Annotated in this window: 22 protein-coding genes; 15 read left to right on the top strand and 7 right to left on the bottom strand. The window is 56.9% G+C overall.

Annotated features, from left to right (window positions below):
• The 9 genes from F2P46_RS32690 to F2P46_RS32650 form a co-directional block, all read left to right on the top strand.
• Positions 1-272 (top strand): hypothetical protein (locus F2P46_RS32690; protein ID WP_208296867.1); only part of this gene is annotated, 272 nt, incomplete at its 5' end.
• 44 nt (positions 273-316) lie between these two features.
• The gene (locus F2P46_RS32685; protein WP_166898289.1) at positions 317-1,195 is read left to right on the top strand and encodes a hypothetical protein; all 879 of its coding nucleotides are present in this window, start codon (positions 317-319) and stop codon (positions 1,193-1,195) included.
• Positions 1,195-2,166 carry a hypothetical protein gene (locus F2P46_RS32680; RefSeq protein WP_166898286.1) on the top strand — a complete coding sequence of 324 codons (972 nt, stop codon included), beginning with the start codon at positions 1,195-1,197 and terminating at the stop codon, positions 2,164-2,166. Before F2P46_RS32685 ends, F2P46_RS32680 begins: the two co-directional genes overlap by 1 nt.
• Positions 2,166-2,528, top strand: a complete 363-nt coding sequence (locus F2P46_RS32675) for a hypothetical protein (RefSeq protein ID WP_166898284.1) — start codon at positions 2,166-2,168, stop codon at positions 2,526-2,528. Before F2P46_RS32680 ends, F2P46_RS32675 begins: the two co-directional genes overlap by 1 nt.
• Positions 2,529-2,584: 56 nt before the next feature.
• Positions 2,585-2,908 carry a hypothetical protein gene (locus F2P46_RS32670; protein ID WP_166898282.1) on the top strand — a complete coding sequence of 108 codons (324 nt, stop codon included), beginning with the start codon at positions 2,585-2,587 and terminating at the stop codon, positions 2,906-2,908.
• Positions 2,905-3,126, top strand: coding sequence for a hypothetical protein (locus F2P46_RS32665; RefSeq protein ID WP_166898280.1), 222 nt, complete (start codon positions 2,905-2,907; stop codon positions 3,124-3,126). The genes F2P46_RS32670 and F2P46_RS32665 overlap by 4 nt, the downstream gene beginning before the upstream one ends.
• Positions 3,110-3,652, top strand: coding sequence for a glycoside hydrolase family protein (locus F2P46_RS32660; RefSeq protein ID WP_166898278.1), 543 nt, complete (start codon positions 3,110-3,112; stop codon positions 3,650-3,652). The genes F2P46_RS32665 and F2P46_RS32660 overlap by 17 nt, the downstream gene beginning before the upstream one ends.
• Positions 3,649-4,044, top strand: a complete 396-nt coding sequence (locus tag F2P46_RS32655; protein WP_166898276.1) for a hypothetical protein — start codon at positions 3,649-3,651, stop codon at positions 4,042-4,044. Before F2P46_RS32660 ends, F2P46_RS32655 begins: the two co-directional genes overlap by 4 nt.
• Positions 4,041-4,373, top strand: coding sequence for a hypothetical protein (locus tag F2P46_RS32650; protein WP_166898274.1), 333 nt, complete (start codon positions 4,041-4,043; stop codon positions 4,371-4,373). The genes F2P46_RS32655 and F2P46_RS32650 overlap by 4 nt, the downstream gene beginning before the upstream one ends.
• 121 nt (positions 4,374-4,494) lie before the next feature.
• On the opposite strand, the gene F2P46_RS32645 is transcribed toward F2P46_RS32650, so the two are convergent.
• On the bottom strand, positions 4,495-5,637 hold the full coding sequence (locus tag F2P46_RS32645; protein ID WP_306667728.1) for a sensor histidine kinase KdpD: 1,143 nt from the start codon (positions 5,635-5,637) through the stop codon (positions 4,495-4,497).
• 262 nt (positions 5,638-5,899) lie between these two features.
• On the opposite strand from F2P46_RS32645, the gene F2P46_RS38915 reads away from it, so the two are divergent.
• A complete protein-coding gene (locus tag F2P46_RS38915; protein ID WP_166898272.1) occupies positions 5,900-6,274 on the top strand; it encodes a response regulator in 375 nt (124 codons plus the stop codon).
• 419 nt (positions 6,275-6,693) lie between these two features.
• Complete coding sequence (locus F2P46_RS32635) at positions 6,694-6,873, top strand: hypothetical protein (protein WP_166898270.1); 180 nt, start codon at positions 6,694-6,696, stop codon at positions 6,871-6,873.
• A 21-nt stretch (positions 6,874-6,894) separates the two neighbouring features.
• On the opposite strand, the gene F2P46_RS32630 is transcribed toward F2P46_RS32635, so the two are convergent.
• The gene (locus F2P46_RS32630) at positions 6,895-7,455 is read right to left on the bottom strand and encodes a PEP-CTERM sorting domain-containing protein (protein ID WP_166898268.1); all 561 of its coding nucleotides are present in this window, start codon (positions 7,453-7,455) and stop codon (positions 6,895-6,897) included.
• Between the two features lie 319 nt (positions 7,456-7,774).
• Between F2P46_RS32630 and F2P46_RS32625 the strand changes: the two genes are divergently transcribed.
• Positions 7,775-8,227: a transcriptional regulator gene (locus tag F2P46_RS32625; protein WP_166898266.1), complete on the top strand. Its 453-nt coding sequence runs from the start codon at positions 7,775-7,777 to the stop codon at positions 8,225-8,227.
• 21 nt (positions 8,228-8,248) lie between these two features.
• Here the strand turns inward: F2P46_RS32625 and F2P46_RS32620 are convergent, their stop codons facing one another.
• On the bottom strand, positions 8,249-9,658 hold the full coding sequence (locus F2P46_RS32620) for a site-specific integrase (protein WP_208296866.1): 1,410 nt from the start codon (positions 9,656-9,658) through the stop codon (positions 8,249-8,251).
• Positions 9,659-10,049: 391 nt separating this feature from the next.
• On the opposite strand from F2P46_RS32620, the gene F2P46_RS32615 reads away from it, so the two are divergent.
• The gene (locus tag F2P46_RS32615) at positions 10,050-10,322 is read left to right on the top strand and encodes a hypothetical protein (protein WP_166898265.1); all 273 of its coding nucleotides are present in this window, start codon (positions 10,050-10,052) and stop codon (positions 10,320-10,322) included.
• A gap of 76 nt (positions 10,323-10,398) precedes the next feature.
• Here the strand turns inward: F2P46_RS32615 and F2P46_RS32610 are convergent, their stop codons facing one another.
• Together F2P46_RS32610 and F2P46_RS32605 are read right to left on the bottom strand one after the other, a co-directional pair.
• Complete coding sequence (locus F2P46_RS32610; RefSeq protein WP_166898263.1) at positions 10,399-11,226, bottom strand: DUF1828 domain-containing protein; 828 nt, start codon at positions 11,224-11,226, stop codon at positions 10,399-10,401.
• A 529-nt stretch (positions 11,227-11,755) separates the two neighbouring features.
• Positions 11,756-12,391: an ATP phosphoribosyltransferase regulatory subunit gene (locus F2P46_RS32605; protein ID WP_166898262.1), complete on the bottom strand. Its 636-nt coding sequence runs from the start codon at positions 12,389-12,391 to the stop codon at positions 11,756-11,758.
• A gap of 350 nt (positions 12,392-12,741) precedes the next feature.
• Between F2P46_RS32605 and F2P46_RS32600 the strand changes: the two genes are divergently transcribed.
• Positions 12,742-13,527: a hypothetical protein gene (locus tag F2P46_RS32600; protein ID WP_166898260.1), complete on the top strand. Its 786-nt coding sequence runs from the start codon at positions 12,742-12,744 to the stop codon at positions 13,525-13,527.
• 57 nt (positions 13,528-13,584) lie between these two features.
• Here F2P46_RS32600 and F2P46_RS32595 read toward each other — a convergent pair whose 3' ends face one another.
• Entirely contained in the window at positions 13,585-13,932 is a 348-nt protein-coding gene (locus F2P46_RS32595) for a cupin domain-containing protein (RefSeq protein WP_208296865.1), read from the bottom strand.
• Between the two features lie 147 nt (positions 13,933-14,079).
• Here F2P46_RS32595 and F2P46_RS32590 point away from each other — a divergent pair, with 147 nt between their 5' ends.
• On the top strand, positions 14,080-14,856 hold the full coding sequence (locus tag F2P46_RS32590; RefSeq protein ID WP_166898256.1) for an ADP-ribosylglycohydrolase family protein: 777 nt from the start codon (positions 14,080-14,082) through the stop codon (positions 14,854-14,856).
• 125 nt (positions 14,857-14,981) lie between these two features.
• On the opposite strand, the gene F2P46_RS32585 is transcribed toward F2P46_RS32590, so the two are convergent.
• Positions 14,982-17,600, bottom strand: a complete 2,619-nt coding sequence (locus F2P46_RS32585; RefSeq protein ID WP_166898254.1) for a hypothetical protein — start codon at positions 17,598-17,600, stop codon at positions 14,982-14,984.
• Positions 17,601-17,604: the final 4 nt, after the last annotated feature.

Raw genomic sequence — 17,604 nt, 5'->3', positions numbered from 1 at the left:
TTGGTGAGAATGGCCCGGAGCTTGAAGCTACCGGCCCGTCGCGTATTTTCAACGCCAGCCAGACCCGTTCGATGCTGGGCGGCGGTGGTAACGCTGATGTTGTCGCGGAGCTGCGCGAGGTCCGGCGCGAGTTGACCGAGTTGCGCGCGCCGCTGGAGCGGACTGCTGTGTCGACCGACAAGACGGCCGGTAGCACCGACCAGTTTGCTAAGCAGTTCAATAACGTCAGTTCCGGCGGTAATGTAGTTAGAACGAAAGCGGTGCCCGCATGAGTCAACCCTGTAGCGTCCTGGCGCCGGTAGCAATTACCGGCGCCATGATCATTAGTTCTACCGTGCCCGAGACCGATTACGCGGTCTACAGCGCTGCAACGTCGTACACCCTCGGGCAGCGCTGCATCAGCACCGTCACCCATCGGATTTACGAGAGCGTGTCTGCTTCGGCTAACGTCGGGCACGACCCTACTGATCTGATCAACCAGTTCGGCGCGGTGCCCTGGTGGGTCGACCAAGGCCCGACCAACCGGTGGGCGCTTTTCGATGCGTTCGTGTCGACGCAATGCGCGATTGCGTCGCCACTGTCCGTCGTTCTGCAGCCTGGTAGTTTCAACGCCGTCGCGCTGTTTGGCTTGGATGCCGATACCTTGAGCATCACGGTGCTGGATCGCCCCGGCGGGAGTGTGATCTACAGCTACAGCGGCCCTCTGGAGGCGTCCCAGCCGGCCGACTACTACGAGTATTTTTTTGACCGCTTCAAGCCGCAGACCGACTTTATCGCGACGGGCCTGGAGGCGTTCAACAACTCGCAGATCACGATTACGCTCACGAAGGTGACGGGGCCGGTGAAATGTGGCCTGATCGCCCTGGGCGACATGAAGCCGATCGGGCTGACGGAATACGGCGCCAAGGTCACGCCGAACAGCTACAGCTTTATCGACGTTGACCGATTCGGACGCACCACGATTACACCCGGTGCAAACACGACCGACATGGCATTGACCGCGAAGCTCGGAATAGCCGAGGCAAACACGGTCCACGCCACATTGAAAAGCGTTCAGGCGGTCCCGTGCGTGTGGATCGCCACAGACCTTGCCGACTACTCGCCTCTCAGAGTATTCGGGCTCGGCACGCCCTCGCTGTCGTACGACGGCCCCGACGAATGCACTGTTAACCTCGATGTGAAAGGCTTTATCTAATGGCTGTCCAGATCCCACCAACAATTACGCCAGTTCCCACGCCGGCGATCCAGCGCGGTGATCGTGCAACGTTTTCAAGTCGAGTCGATGCGTTCATCAACTGGCTGGTAGCGGCCCGCACCGAATTTTCCGCCGTGGCAGCGAACGTTTATCAAAATGCGCTTGAGGCGATGGGCTTCGCAAATAGCGCTGCCCAAGACCGCACGCAAACTGGATTGGACCGCGTGCAGACAGGCCTTGACCGCGTGCAGACCGGGCAGGATCGCGCGGCAGCGGCGGCCAGCGCGGCCACCATCGGCACCACAGCGGCATTCTCGGATGCGAATTCGATGGTAAAGAATGCTGCTGATAATACGAAGCAAGGCAAATTCAAGGCCGATCTTATTTCGACGGGAGTAACACGCGAGTGGCAAATGCCCGATAAAAATGGCCGGGTCGCATTAATGACCGATACTGCGCTCGTTTTACTGGCATCAGTTACCCCGGCAGATAATGCGCTTACTATCGATTTATTGAATGTTTTCACGTCAGCATACGACAACTATAAAGTTATTGTTCGTACGATGGAAGGGTCGAGCGCAACAGGTGACTATGTCAATATTCGGTTTGCTGTCGCCGGGGTTATCGACGCCAATACCAGATATAACTATTTTCAACAAAATGGGCCTGGCACTACGAATACAAATGCTGCGGCTACAGCAGGTAGGGCCGTAGCTAATCTTTTCAATACTTCCATTTGCGCAGAGGTCGAAATCTTCAATGCAAATGGGACTAATACGGCAAAAGGATGGATTAGCCGAGGGGCCGCGTTGTCGACGTCTACTGGGGTAGGAGCGATTTTTGATAATACATATGGTTTTTATACCGGAGCTAGCGCCATCAGCGGATTCCGCCTATTTGTTAGCGGAAGCTCTTCGAAGTTTCTTGCAAAAGGCAGTATTGAAGTGTACGGCTACAATAAGGTGATGTGATGAGCGAAGAATATATTGTATGCGGCTGGGATAGCGAAATTGGCAATTTCACTCGCCCGATGACCGATGATGAAATTGCGCAGGTGCTCGCGGACCGGGCCGCTGCCGCTGTGCCAGTGGTGCCGGTATCCGTGCCGATGCTGAATGCCCGCCTTGCGCTGAACGCCGCTGGCCACATGGCTGCCGTGCAGGCTTTCGTCGATGAGATGCCAGGCGTTGATGGCGAGCAGGCGCGCACCTACCTCGAATACGCGCAGAACGTGCGGCGCGACCACTGGCTGGTCGAAGGCATCCGGCAAATGCTGAAGCTGACGCCGGCCGACATTGACACCCTGTTCATCACCGCCGCGACCATCGACTGATCGCATGCGCTCCACCACAGGCCACCTTCGGGTGGCCTTTTTATTGAAAGCTGCACATGGACCCATCCGTTCCGCAACCGCGCATCATCGATACGAAACTTCCGCTTACCTGGCTGATTAGCACCGCTGGCGTCATCATTCTCTCGTTGGGCGGCTTCGCTATGACGAGTTCCAACAACACCGAAAAGACTCAGGCGAAGCTCGACCTGTTGCGTGCCGACCAGGCCACGCTGATTCTGAATATCGCCAAGCTGGAAAAGCGCGTCGACGACCGGGACACGCGCACCGACGCCATCAAGGAAATGCAGTACTCGATGCAGCGAATCATCGACGGCCAGGGCATGCGCCTGGAAACGCTCGAGCGCGCGAGCCGCAAATGATCCTCGTCCCCAACTGGCGCACGGTGCTCGCCAAGGCCTGGAGCGTGAAGTTCAACGTGGCCGCGACCCTGTTCGGCGCCGCCGAGGTGGTCGTGGCCATCTGGCAGCCAGCCGGTGTGCCGAACGGCATGTTCGCCGGCGGCGCTGCGGCTGTCTCCATTTTCGCAAATGTGTCGCGCCTTCTGGCGCAGAAAGAACTTCATGGCAACGACAAATAGAATCCGCCTGGGCATCGCTGGCCTGGTGCTGAGCGCCGGCGCGTTCGTGGGCATCCTAACGCGCGAGGGCTACACCGACGGTGTGGTCGTCCCGACGAAGGGCGACGTGCCCACCATCGGCTTCGGCACCACCGGCGGCGTCAAGGCCGGCGACCGCATCACGCCGGTGAAGGCGGCCCAGCGCGCGCTGCTCGACGTCCGGACCTACGAGGGCGCCGTCAAGGAATGCGTGCGCGCGCCGCTGAGCCAGGCGGAATACGATGTGTACGTCGATCTGGCCTACAACATCGGGCCGACGAACTTCTGCTACTCCGTCGACAAGACCGGCCGGATCACCGGTCCTTCGACGCTGACTCGCCGCCTCGCCGCCGGCGATTACCGGGCCGCGTGCGATGCGATCCTGTTGTATCGGTTCGCCGCCGGCTACGACTGCTCGACGCTGATCGAGGGGCGCCCGAACAAGCGCTGCTACGGTCTGTGGGCGGATCGCAAGCGCTCGCATGCGCAGTGCGTGGCGGCCCAATGAGCGCCGTCGAAACGCTGGCCGCCAGCGTCAAGGGCGGGCTGTGGCAGATCGCGGCCATCGTGCTGCTTGTGGTGCTGATTGTGGTGGTGTCCGCAGGCGGTACCGGCTGGTGGATGATCGCCAGTGCGCGCGACCAGGCGCTGGCCGACCTCAAGGACGAGCAGGCTGCCAGCGCCGCCCTGCGCCTCGCTATCGAGCGGCAGAACGGCGTTGTGACTGCCGCCGGCGCCGCCAAGTTGGAGGCCGACGCACGCGGCCAGGCCGCCCAGCAGCAGGCCGCTGTCGCCGGCAAGCGCTTCGATGCCGCGCTGGCCAAGGTTGCCGGAGCGCGCGCCACCACCTGCGACGAGGCAATGCCGGCCGTGAACGTCATCCTGGAGTCCGTCAAATGAAGCCAATTTATCGCATCCTGCGCTGGCCACCCGCAAGGGGGCAAAAGCCCCGAAGCCCGCATGGGCACTCACTCTTGGCCGGCCACCTGTTGATCGGCCTCGTGCTATTACTCACCGCCTGCGCTGGCCCGGCGCCCGCCGTGCAAGAGGTCAAGGTGCCGGTCTACCGGTCGTGTGTCACTGGCACGCCTGAGCGGCCGACGTTCGCCACGCGCACCCTGGCGCCAGATGCCAGCAACGGCGAGAAGGTGCTCGCCCTGGCGCGCGATCTGCCCGTGCACCTCAAGTACGAGGCGCAGTTGGAAGCCGTCATCGCGGGGTGCTTATGAGCGGCAGTAAATAGCCAGTAGACTAAAAAATCGTGCTTAGGATGCATTAGCGTGCGACATCAGGGCAGAATGCGGTTTTGGGCGATGCCGATGTTCATAATCGCATTGGAATTTATTCACATCAAGTTGGCAAGGCATGTCGTGGCAAGCTGATCTTAAAAACGCAGCCGATGGTAGGGATATCTTCAACTGTAAGTGTGCCGCCGCTTGCGTTGACACTTTGCTTCGCGATCGTCAGTCCTAAGCCGATGCCTGTCCTGTTTTTGCCAGCTTGAGAGAACGGAAGAAACATGCTTTCAGCGACACCAGGGCCAAGTCCCCCGCAATGATCTTTCACATCAATGATGATGCGCTCACCCGCCGCATATGCAGTTAGAAAAACTTCGGTTTGTGGCTGTGAAAATTTGAAGGCGTTTTGCAGTAAATTTGCAACTGCGGCCATCAACAAGTCCCGAGTGCCATTGATGGCTAGGTCAGGGTCAACTTGCGGGGCTCTAAAAGTGCATCCATTTTTACCAATGGAAAGTGATGCTGCCGCATAAATTTCAGCTATGAAATCAGCGAGAGAAAACGAATCTAAAATTAGGCTATTTTTGCCGAATGTCCGGACGTCTTCAATTGAGCTGGCAATCAGTTTGTCAAGCGCCTGTAGACTCCGTTCTAAGATCGAACCAGTAGAGCCACTAAAGCTAAGATTGCCAGCTTTAACGGCGGCAAAGGCCATAGATGCTGTGCTTAGATGATTGCGTAACTCATGTGCAAAGAAGCCAATGCGCTTGTTCGACTCGACGGCATGTGCGTCCGTATTTAGCGCGTCGCGCTGATAGCTAAATTCCGTCACGGCGTCTGAAATTGCATTGTCGAGGCAGCGGTTCAATGTACGAAATTCATCAACTTGGAATGGCGCATCTCGCTCTACCGCTAGGTCGGTAATTGCTTGGCACAGGTCTCCGTAATCGTGTACTACCTGATCAACTGATAAGCCCAAATTGAGTAGGTCTTTACCATGTTGAGCAGCCGACACGCTGACTTCGTACAGGGCAGTTCCTCCTCCTGCCGGCCCCGAAATTCGCCGACTATCGAAAGGGGTTGAAGTCTGTTCAATTTCAAGAGTTCGGATCAGCTGATCGAGAAACAAAGGAATGCCATCCTTTAGTTGGAGCTCAGTTGCAGAACGGCCTGCACGTTCACCTACCTTAGCCTGGCAACGTTTAGTTAGCTCGTCTCGATTGTTGGACAAAAATGCGTGCATCATTGCAGTCATGGCAATCTCCACGCCAATGTATCTCTACAGTGGCAATCGCAGATGTGCGGAGCAATCTTGACGATTTACTGATCTTAGCTGAATTTTTGAGCTAGGACAGGAGTTTGTTCGCAAATGCACATCGCCACTCAGCCCTCCTCCGATCTGCCACACCTTAGTTCAGCATGTGTTGCGCACCACGGAGCTCCGACGCGGCTTGACGTAAGTCAAGGGGGCGCGCTTACTAAATTCTGATAGGTATACTATAAGTTAAACAAAGCAGATGAGGGATGTCAAATTGATACGTATTTTGGTGGTGGATGACAACCGTGAAGCTGCGGATGCGCTTGTAGAGATACTGACGTTATGCGGGCACCACGCTGTCCCTGCATACGACGGAATGTCCGCTCTCGCCGTTGCTGCGCGCCTTGTACCAGACACGATTTTTTTGGACATTGGTATGCCAGGGATGAGCGGCATTGAAGTTTCTAAGGAACTTCGGCAATTGCCCGCGCTTCGTCATACCCAAGTAGTAGCCCTTACGGCATGGGGGGACGCTGCAACCAGAGAGCAAACGACAAGCGCGGGCTTCGATCTCCACCTTGTCAAACCGGCCGACATCCATACTATTCTTGCGGCGCTACAGCCGATTAGTTAGCTGAGCCATCGAGTCGGGACTGTCCGCTGGAGGGCAGGACGGATGTCTGTGCTGGAGGCGTATTGCTTCGGCGGTCTTTGCATTCTCCGAGCACCGCTCTCGCTAAATCCACGTCTACACCCTGCGCGCGAAGTACAAGAAACGCAGGCTCAAAACCTAATTGCCTCTGAGCGCGAAGTGCTGTTTTGATGTGTTCGGCAGTTGTTCTGTCGTAACGTCTTTCTGTTGTCATCATTGCCTCGCATTGAAAATTTACTGCCGACATTATATATCAGGCAATAAATCTTCATGTGTTGCCAGCCGGTTTCGATGCCCCGTACTGCGCCTGCCATCGGCGCACTGACAGGCGGCCTCCACTTCACTGGGAAACGTAACGCTACCCGACGATCTTACCGTCGCAAAAATCGACCGACGTCTGCATGAGCGTCGTGCGCTTGGTAGCATTTCGCCTGCTTGGCACGCTGCTATTCGAGATGACCAGGGTGGACGATAGCAACTCGCCGCTGCAGATGGTCAGCGCCGAGCTGCTGGCGCACTACCGGCGCTGCGAGGCCGAGCTGGTGGCGATCAAGGCAGCAGGCGCTTGTCGAGCTCGCTAAATTTGTCGCGCCAACACCGCCTTACCTAGCGCGACGGACGCGGGCTGCGACGCCTACCAGTAGCAAGCCTGCCAAAACCATGGCATATGATGATGGCTCTGGAACAGCTGCGGCGATCGACAGGGTCGTCTGCGGCGTCCAAGCATAGCGCGCCCCGCTGGGCGAGCCCAAGGCGTATTGCATGAACTCCGCACTCGTGCCGCTTTCGTACACCGTGGACCAGAAAACATAGCCCTCCGGATCGTTGCTATAGCGGCTTACTTTGAAATCGAGCTGACCGTTCGGGGTGTAGCTGAAGGTATAGTCCGAAAGGCACGTTCCCCATGTGCAGCCGACATAGTCAAAACCGCCGACCTGAAGCAAGCTCAGTTCGGAAAACACTAGCTTGCCATCACCATTGCTGTCGGTGCCGCTGAACGTGCCCTTGATGTTAGCGTCGGCATCCCACTTCGTGGTTTCGCCGTGCCAGCTAATGGTGGCGACATCAAAGCCGGTATAGGCGAATGACCAAGTGCTTTGCTCGGCGTGCGCGCTGCAAAGCGGCGACAATAAGGCAGCAAGTGCAGCTAGTTTGCGAATCATGATGTCTCCTTTGTGTTAGTGAGTAAAGCGCCGATGTTACAGGGTTCGACCTGCTTTTTTCCACATGAGTAGTTATTTGTTAAGCTTGTGGTCAATTCAATACGAATAGCGGGGAGCGATCGCACCGCAGTCATGTGCTTGGACGACCCTGCTTGAGCGGCCTGCATGCCACTGCCCTGCTGGCGCCGCCGCATGATCGTGGTGCGGTTTGTGTCGAAAATTGTCTAATTTATGCCCGCTGGGTCATGGCTTATGCAAAGCCGGCGAGGGCGGGCAAGTTGAGTTAGGTGGAGCACCGTAGGTACCGAAATCCGTCGATATGATCGTAATATATTTACAACAAAAAGATGACAATCAAATCATGGAAAAACCCACCACCCCAGAATGTTCCCGATCTGAATTCGGCCGTCGCCTGCGTACTGCGATTGCACGCGAGTCGTATAGTCGGAGTCCCACAGCGATTGCCCAGGAATTTAATGCACGCTTCCCGCATTTGTCGGTTACGGGCCATGCAGTGCGGAAATGGCTCATGGGAGAGGCGATTCCCACGCAAGACAAGCTAGTTGCGCTGGCCGAATGGCTAGACGTTGACCCTGCTTGGCTTCGTTTCGGCGCCACATCTGTGCCATCAATTTCGGGCCCTACGCAAGAATTTTCCGATGGAATCGAGCGAGATATCGGCCTGCTGACTGACGACGAGCGCAAGGTGATCCGGGTTGCGATTAATGCAATATTTTCTACCCGAAAGCTGCGTGTAATTTTGCCCGCATGATGGCGGATGCAAGACCTTCGCTTAACTCAGTATCGTCTCAATGTGTTCGCCAATCCTTTTCCATGCGTCCCGCTTCTCATCGGCATAGTCATGGTGCAGGTAGTGCCGGCGAACCTTGCTGCCGGGTAGAACGTGGTTCTGGCACCGGTCAATGATGTCGAGCGAAACGCCCAAGCGCTGCATCAGCGTCGCGCCGGTGCGGCGGAGATCGTGCGGCGTCCATGCCCCGGTTTTTCCGGCGCCGAGCACCAGGGTGTTGTCGTGGCGCCGGTTCTTCATCGGCGCGCGCGGGCCGCCATCCTTGGCCTTCTTGAACATCGATTGCCGATCCCCAACTTGCTTGCTGATCGATTTCGAATCGACGTGGCCTTCGTTATTTCGCGCGGGGAAGCACCAATCCGTATGGCCAGTGACCCGGTGCAGCTGGCGGAACTGGTCGAGCGCGAAAGGGGAGAGGTATACCGTCAAATCGGCCAAGTTGTCCTTGACGTTCTCTTTCGGAATGAACCACTCTGCCGCGTCCAGTTTGACGTGCTCCCACCTGGCCATGCTCATCTCACCAACCCGGCACAGTGTCGACAGCATAATCCAGACCGCGCGCTGCGTGGTGGCCGCGACCGGCTGCGTGCCGTAGCGCTTGTCCGCTGCCGCGTCGTACTCGGCTTGCAACTTGTCGAATACCGCTTGGAGTTCCGCTATCTCGGCGTCCGCGAGGATGCGATCGCGCTCGTTACTCATGTCGTAGTCCGGCGCGACGATCTTCTCGATCTCGATCAGCTCCATCGGGTTTCCGTCGATTAGAAGCTTGCGCCACGGCTGCCGCTTCTCGGCCCAGGCGAACATCTGTGTCAGGCTGTTCCGGACCATGACGGCCGCCCGGTTCACGCCGCGCGCGACCATGACGCGTAGCACGCCTCGCAGGTCATGCTCCGTCAGATCCTTGATTGCAATGGCACCTATCGCTGGCAGCACGTCCGCGCTGAACGAGCGGCGCAGCTCGGCGTTGCCGTCCTTGCGGCGCACGCCATCGAGCAGCCAGGCATCGAACATCTGCGCAACCGAGAGGTTCTCTGTCGTTTCCTTCGCTTGCGTGCTTGCAAGTTGAGCCTCGGCCTCAGCCAGGATCTGCAACTCGCGCAACCTCTCTTCCTCCTGTTGGACCTGGATGTCCACTCCTTCCCGCGCTAAAGTCCGTATCCTGGCCGCCTCATTTCGCGCGTCCGCCAATGACATCGATGCGTCGTTGGTCGATATGCCGTAGGGACGTGAAAGGCGCAATTCGCGTTGCTTGCCGGCGACCACGTACTGCACCACCCATACCTTGACCCCGTTCACCGCAATACGCAGTTGGAGACCGGTGTCCACGTTCTGCTTGTATGGCTGGTCTCGTGGCCGAAGTGCGGCCACCTGCTGTGCTGTCATTTTTCCCATGCGGAATCCGTGCCTTAAATATGCCTTAAATATTCGTGGAACGTAGTGTACTTGATTGGATGCTATTGGACTGAGAAAATAATTAAGTCATTGTTTTATAAGGACTATAATTCTCGCAATGGTTTATATTGGACTTTATTGGACTTGGGAAGATTGACATGGGGTGCAAGGGGTCGAGTGTTCGAATCACTCCGTCCCGACCAATAGAATCAATGACTTAGGCCAGACACCGTGCTGGCCTTTTCAATTTCGGTTGTTGGTAACCGGTTGGGGCGGGTTCCTGACGTACATCCACTGTATCAATCGGCTGCAAGCTTGCACTCATATTTGCGACGGATTGCTTTCAGCCCGTAACACGACACTTGTCTACAATCGAAAAGAAGGACGGATTATGAAATTGCTTTGCCTGGCTGCCGCCATTGTAATGACCGGATGCGCCTCCACCACGGGCGTGGTGCCGGCCGGTAAGGACGCCTATATGTTCGCCCGTGAAGACAATAGCCCGGCCGCTTCACTCGGCGCGATGAAGGCGGCGACATTGAAAGAGGCTGGGTCGTTTTGCTCCGGACAGGGCAAAACCATGCAGGTTACGAAGGAGAGTGATACACCGCGTTCCTTCGGCCAGTTTCCGCAAACGACACTGCATTTCACCTGTGTCATGTGAGGTAATCTCGCGTATTTAAGCAGGGCGCCCGGCAATTAGCTTCGGGGTCGTCGACAGGCGCTAAAGTAGTAGCAAATTAATGAGTCGCGTTCGGAATGATCTGGGCGTTGCGCTGCAAGTGCGTCATCATCATCACGTTACTTAGCGAATCAAGGATAAGACCTTCGGCTTTTGCAGCATCTGCATCTCGACGATCGTCAATGATCAGCAAAATTTTCAGCTTCTCGTTACCGGTGACTGCGCGAATATCCAGTAGTTTTTTCGCTGTGGCGCCCACCGTTGCCGGGTGAGTACCGATCGCAATGACCGGATTCCCGTCAAATTGGAAATCCATCTTGTAGGCATGGCCTGAGATGCCAACATACTCCCGGCCATCATCTACGAGAGCTGGGGATTTCCATGCTCTCAAGCACATGGCAACCTCGTCGAGAAAAAGAGACGCGTCTGTGGCCACGCCGTCCTGATCCCTTTCCCAACTCGACAACGCAAGCATGCTCGAAATGTATTTGGAAAAAGCTGACGGCGCGTCCTCATCCTTTGCCCAAATTTCCAATTCGCCCCTGTCGGTCAGCGATACACCGTACGGTTCGGCGAGATGTTTGATGAACCGGGTTTTCCTATGGTCATCCAATAACACCCCTCGTCCGAGCAAGTGCATGATGGCTCCACCATCATCAAAAAAACGGATTCTTCCTGCAGTTTTCTCTACAAACACAGGGATATCATCCCCATCAGGAAATGCGAAAGGCGAGTCGATCATCGCGACGCTGCCGTCATCGTTGAGCGGATGACATGTGAAACCGATCAAACGGGAAATAGAAGAGCAAATCATCAATCCCCCGTCAGTTGAAAGTGTTCTGGGTGAGGCGGCAGAGGCCGAAAGGTGATGTTGGTGCGCTTGCAAAAGTGCGCCAACACGTCATCATAGCCCCAACTGGCCCAACTCGTATCGCCTCGCGTTCTTGATGCACCCATATGCTCATGCGAAAGCGTGTGCGAGTCTCGAACAGGCTTACGTGTGTGAGTTACGTCAAGCTGATACACACGATCTTTGCCGTATCCATGTCTCTTGAAAAGAGTGAACTTGTATGATGTAAAGTTTGTTTTTTGGCTATGTCTGTAAAACAATTCTACGTACATCTGAACGCCAACTCCCTCTTCGTCGAGTACCCCGACACCAAGCGAGACCGTGCCCGGCTGAACTTTTAGTGGGCTCCATGGCGGCGACTCTTCGCACACAAGCGGCCGGCTTGTCAGGTGAAGAGCCTCTTCTTCTGAGATATCACGCATCAAGCCTCGCCCGAGTGATGACGGCACCACAGGGTGCCATCGCAGAATCATGATATTCGGAAATGATGACGACAATACTATCTGTTTTGTCGGATCGATGCCGGACTTGATCGTTGTGCCGCCTCCTCAAGAATGGTGCAGCCTTACCGAGGTCGATTACACAGCATCAACCGATCAAAACCGATGGCAAAGCCAATCCCCTGTCGATACGTGCCGCCGCCGACCACCTGTTTCTGCGCGCCCAGCGCCGGCACGGCGATTTCAAATCCGTCGGTGGTGTAGTAATCGAGCCCACGCTTGACGGCGCGCGCGAGGACGTATTCTTCGGTTTTGAGCCTGATCATTTTTTCAGCGAGCGCAATCAGTTCATCGCGCGTGTTATCGGAGTCCGGATTTAATACCTCCAGCCCGAACTGAAAGAACTCGCGGTAGCGTCCTTCCTGGGGCCGTTCATAGCGCCAGCAGCGTTCGAAATACCACAGCTTCACATTCTTTTGGCGCGGATAGTATTTGTCCGCGATCAGCTGGACTGTCGCCGTTGCCTCCGGCCGCAGGCACAGCGAGCGGTCTTTCTTGTCCGGGAAGACGTACATCTGCGACAGAATTTCAGGCCCCGCCTTGTCGACGTAGACGCTGGACGGTTCCACCGAGGGCAACACGATTTCTGCAAAACCCGCCGCTTCGGCGATGTCGATCAGTTGATTGAGCAATACGCGGCGGTCCTTTGCTTCTTCGCCGGCGATAATGCGCACGCCCCTGGCCTGCGCTTCAATTTTCAATTCCATGGTGATTCCCTATACCTTCAGCAGTGCATTGCGCTCGTCGCAATCCACCACCGCAAAACAAAAAAGCCCTCGCAGCGGCGCTGGGAGGGCTTTCTGTGTGATAGGGCTTCAATCACCTAGCAATAGCTCTCCCAGCCGCGGATGCGACGAAGCGTGGTGGTGAGCGGAATACGTAAGGAATGGGTTCATAAAACGATCATAAGGCGCAGTTGGCGGCATGTCAACAGCTTGCTCGGCCGGACTCCTCGCCGACTCATCGGAGAGATGAGTTTTTATCACGAAAATCCGGTGCGCGCATATAATCCCCTGGTCCAGAGTCAGCTCCCGATAATGAAAGAGAAAAAATGAAAAAAGCAGTGGCCATTTTGATGATGGCGGCGATGTTTGCAGGTTGCGCCGCTTCCAGTTTCAGGACCGCGCGCGAAAACGCAAATCAGGTCAAAAACGGCATGACCGTACAGGAAGCGGAAACGATCCTCGGCATGCCGGCCACCGATAAAGGCGTCAATAAGGTGAAATGGCGCCGGGGGCATGCCAAGCGCTACGACGCTACGCCTACCGGTTCGGTCGAGTACAACCTGGAAAACGGAATCATCGTCGGCGTTCCCGAAGGCGGCGTATTCGGCCCGGTGGCGCGCCAGGCTTATGTCCAGAAGCTGGCTGCAGAGGACGCGGCCCGCCGTGCGGAAAGTCAAGCCAATGCGGCGGAAAGAGCGACGAAGGCGGCTGCGTCCGCCAAGGCGGAAGCGGTGCGGCAGGAGCGGGAAGAGGCGCAAGCGAAGGAAGAGACGGTCGCGCTCCTGGCCGCCCGCGAACAGGCCAATATCATCTGTCGCGACAAAACAAGCTGCGCGAAAATGTTCTCGCTGGCGCAGATCTTTGTTACCCAGAATGCCAATCAGAAGATTCAGGTGGCGACAGATACCGTCATCCAGACCTACAATCCCACCGGAGAAGGCAATATCGCGGCATCGATTATCAAGATGCCCGGCAGTGGGTCGAATGAGAAAATCACGCTCACCTTGAGCTGTAAAAGTGAAGGCGAGGCAGTTGCGAAAATGTGCAGGACGGAGCAGACACGCATCTATAAGGAATTCCGGCCTTTTATCGAGAAAAATCTGGTCCGATGAGCCCCTGGCGGCGCCGTGACGCTGGCTTGAAAACAGCGTCGTGCCGGAGGCCGGCGATCAGCGCGGCGCAGCCGGATAGCTGACGATGATCGACAGCGGTTGCTCTCCCAGTTGCCCGATGCCGACCGTGGCCCCCTTGTACAGGTAGGCGGCCATTCCCGGCGCCAGGCGCGCAGTGTCGCCGTTGGAAGTGACCTGTTCCTGACCGGCGAGCACGTAATACACCTCGTCATGGTCAATCCGGTGCAGTCCGATGGCCGCCCCCGCATGCAGCTCGCGTTTGCGAAATTCCATGGCGCGCGGCGCCGGCGCCGCATCGCTGATGCGGTAGGCCGTGGACATGCCGATCGCCCCATGCGGTGGCGCTTCGTCGCGCTTGACGTCGTCCTCCCGAACAACGACCATGGCGGGTCCCGCAGCCATTGCCAATATTGCCAGCATCATCCGATTGCGCTCCTTGTTGCATTATGGAAAGTTAATCATCCCGACGCCCGGCCACTGCATGACAGCAGGTCCGAATGCCGTACCGTTTCTTTGCTTCAGGAGAACTATATGTTAGGAACCATTGTCGGGGACATTTACGGCTCCGTCTACGAAAAATCATGCACGCCGACGCGCACCTTGCCCGCGCTGACAGCGGCGCACCGCTTCACCGACGACACCATTATCACCCTCGCGGTCGCCGAGCATTTGCTGGAGGAAACCCCACTGAAGGAGGCGTTCCGACACTGGGTGGCCCATTATCCTAACGCTGGCTACGGCAAGCTGTTCGCCGCGTGGGCTCTGGGTGCGTCCTCCGAGGAACTGGTGAGCTGGGGTAATGGCGCCTTGATGCGCCTGGGGCCGGTTGCGGCGCTGGCGCCGGACCTGGCGCACGCGCGCCGCATGGCCGCTGACATCACGCGTTCGACCCACGGCCATCCGAGCGCAATGCAGGCGGCCGATGCCTACGTGCAATTGCACTGGGCGGCGCTGCACGGTGCAAGCAAGGACGACCTGCTGGCATCGTGGCAAGCGGGCGGCGGCAGTGTGCACGGGGTCGAGGCGCACCACGCATCCGGTTCGCCGATGCGGGTGCGTGCCGATGATACCCTGGAGGACGTGATGAGCTGCCTGGCGGAAAGCGGCGACATCGATTCCTTGCTGGCCGCGTGCCTGTATCACGGCGGCGACAGCGACACCATCGCCGCGACCGCCTGCGTGCTCGGTGAGGCGCTGTGGGGTGTGCCGCCGGTGCGGGTGGCTGCGATCTCGCCGTTCCTCGACGAGCGCGTTGCGGCGGCGCTCGCGCAATTGAGCGACGCCATCGGCAAGCTCAAGCGCTTGTAAGACAGGCAAAGCGCCCCACGACGGGCAGGCGCGTCCGGTACCGCGCCACACACGGTGGCGCGCCCGGTTCAATGAGGCTGGCACGCCAGTCCCGCGCGCCAATACGCGCGGGACAAGGGGCATTATTAAAGTGCCGGGTTGAACTTCATGACTTTCGCACCGTTGATAAAGTAGATATCGCCATTGGCATCGACTCTCAGCATCCCCGCTTCGCCCTTGCGGACCAGTTCGATACTCTCGGGCTTGCCGATGTTCACGCGATACACATTCGTCCCGAAGGTATCGTTGGCGGAAAAATACACATACCCGTTTGATTCGACCATGCTGCCCGCATTCCATGCAACTGGCCAGGCGGCGTAGGAGAAATGGGGGTTAATGCGCAGCTTGTTCACGACTGTTTGTGTGTCATGGTCGTAAATGACGATGGTGTCTTCAGCTAACACCCAGATGTGCCGGTTTACCGTCAACAGCGCTGTAATTGCCTTTTTCGTCCAATTTTCTTCGTTAACAATATCCCCGGTAAAATCTACTTTCGTTATCGCAAAAGTTTTGAAGGGATCAAACGTGAACAGCTTGGCAAAGCCCGGGCTCGGCGTCTCGTCTTTCTCGCGCCAGACGGACGTTCCGCCGTACACGACATTGTCGATCCTGGTGAGCGCCAAAATGGATTGCCCGTTAAACGGCTCCTTCACGACTTTCCACGGGTCGCGCTCGCCAACCGAGTACACCGCGAGGGCACCTTGTTCGAGTTTCTTCGGGACGGTTGCAATCACTAGCCGGTCCAGTTCGCTCTTACTCTTTGCTGGCAGGGCAAGCATGGCAAACGGACGGTTTTGGCCGTATTTTGTGCCGAGCGTGTCGTCGTTTTTCATCACGACCTTCCCCAGTCCATCTGGCGTCAGTTCGTAGGATTTAAGTACTGCGTCTTGGTACCCGCCGATATACAGATGGTCGCCGAGTATCGCCATTCCTTCAGCCTGAAGGGGTTCTTTTACCAGCACTGGCGGATTGCCTTTCCCGTCACTGATGCCAAGGTCGCCATTGACATAGCCCGACGAGTACGTCGTGCCATTACGCACCACGAACGTGCGGATCTCCGACGCTGTTGTCGGTGCATCGAACTCAATCGGGTCTAAAGTTTTTTTACTAATGGAATTGTGGAGATCCGCCAGATTGAACCGTTCGATCTTGCCCTTTCCTCCCGCAGTTTCACGCAGAACCGAAAACAGCTGGGTCGGCGCTAAAGCTGGCGTAGACGCGAAGGCGGCCGCTGGCCCCATCTGAATGAGCAGATTGGTCTCGATGCCCTTATCGAAGCAGTAAGAGGAAAGGTGGGTTCCCTTCTTGAGGCCGGTGTCACCGAGATTCTTTGTGTAAAACACGGCATTTTTACAAATCGCGCTATGATCATCCGTGGAAAGGGGACTCATGCCGATCGAATTGATGCCCGCCACCGTACTATTGCCGATTTTGCGGCCATCACGGTCCAGTACCACTGTCTGGTTGAAGTCCGTGCCGGTGAGGCGAACAAACAAGCGGTCCTTGACGAAGTCCGTATAGTAGGCATATTCATGATCCGCATCGACACCATCGAGCAGGTTGTTGCTCGTGCGGCTCCCATCCAACGTACTTTTATGCAATCTGGAGTTGACGCCCATGCCCCAATATACCGCGCCAGGGGTCGTGTTCGCGCCGGGATCGATGGCGAGCGAGCGTACCTGATAGCCGACCTGAGTAGCGGCATCCGCAGTGGGCAAGGGGAGCATGGTTAACTTTTCTGGATTCGAGCAATATTTGAATCCGCCGGTGCTCGTCCCATCTGGCTCAAGACCTCCATAGATGCAATTGTCGGCCCCGGCTTTGAGGGACCAGATTGTCCGGGATCCGCTCTTTTCTTTTTTGAATTCCATTAACTCTACCGGGTCAGCATTCTTGGCGGAGTCATATTTGTAGAGCTTGCCGGATGCCGTACCAAAGTAGGCGGCGCCATCGCCGCCGACGATGAGGCTCCAGATGTCCACGTTGTAATCCCACGTCGTCTTTTTTACTATTTCTGCCTTGCCATTCTCGACGCTGTAGTGGAAGAATTTTGCCGGGTTGCCATTGGCAGCGACGTAAAGTGCATTTTTCTTGCTATCGAATGCTGCTGCGGAGACCCGGGCGAGAGACACCTGCGGACCCTTGTCCTCGAAAACAATTTTGCTCAAGACCACATTATCGACATGCGCGCTCACCTTGCCGGTCGATTTACCGCGAACCACAACCACGGTTGCCAGGGTGCCGGCTGGCGCGATCGCCGATACCTTGACGTTTCCCCATGTGTCGGCAGGCCCCGTCGCGTTGGACCACGTCGTTGTACCGATGGGCACGTTGCCGTCGCCGTAAAAAACGATTCCTAGCGACACATTATCCGGCTCTGTCACAGACGAGCGCTTCACCATCGCCGACGCGGTAACGAACTCGCCTGGTGAGACATTTTTTTTCCCCTCGCTGGTAGCCGTCACCGTCGCATTGTCGATCTTGAGTTCAAGACATTTGGTTGCGCCACAGGCGGTTGGGCCGGTGGACCCCGATGTCCCCTTTCCCACTATTACCCAGGGCTTGGTCTCGACATCGAAGGTGCCGTTGGTCAAGCCGAGGTTGCTGGCGGCATACGCGAGCGGCATGCCGAGAAGGAAGGTGAGTGGAGCGAACGCGACGGTGTGAAGCTTGGGTAGACGGGATGCAATGGATTGGCGCTTCATAGGG

Origin of the sequence: Massilia sp. CCM 8734, from assembly GCF_011682155.1 — a bacterium.
Taxonomy (GTDB): domain Bacteria; phylum Pseudomonadota; class Gammaproteobacteria; order Burkholderiales; family Burkholderiaceae_D; genus Telluria_A; species Telluria_A rubra.
This window is presented reverse-complemented; position numbering and strand designations above follow the sequence as displayed.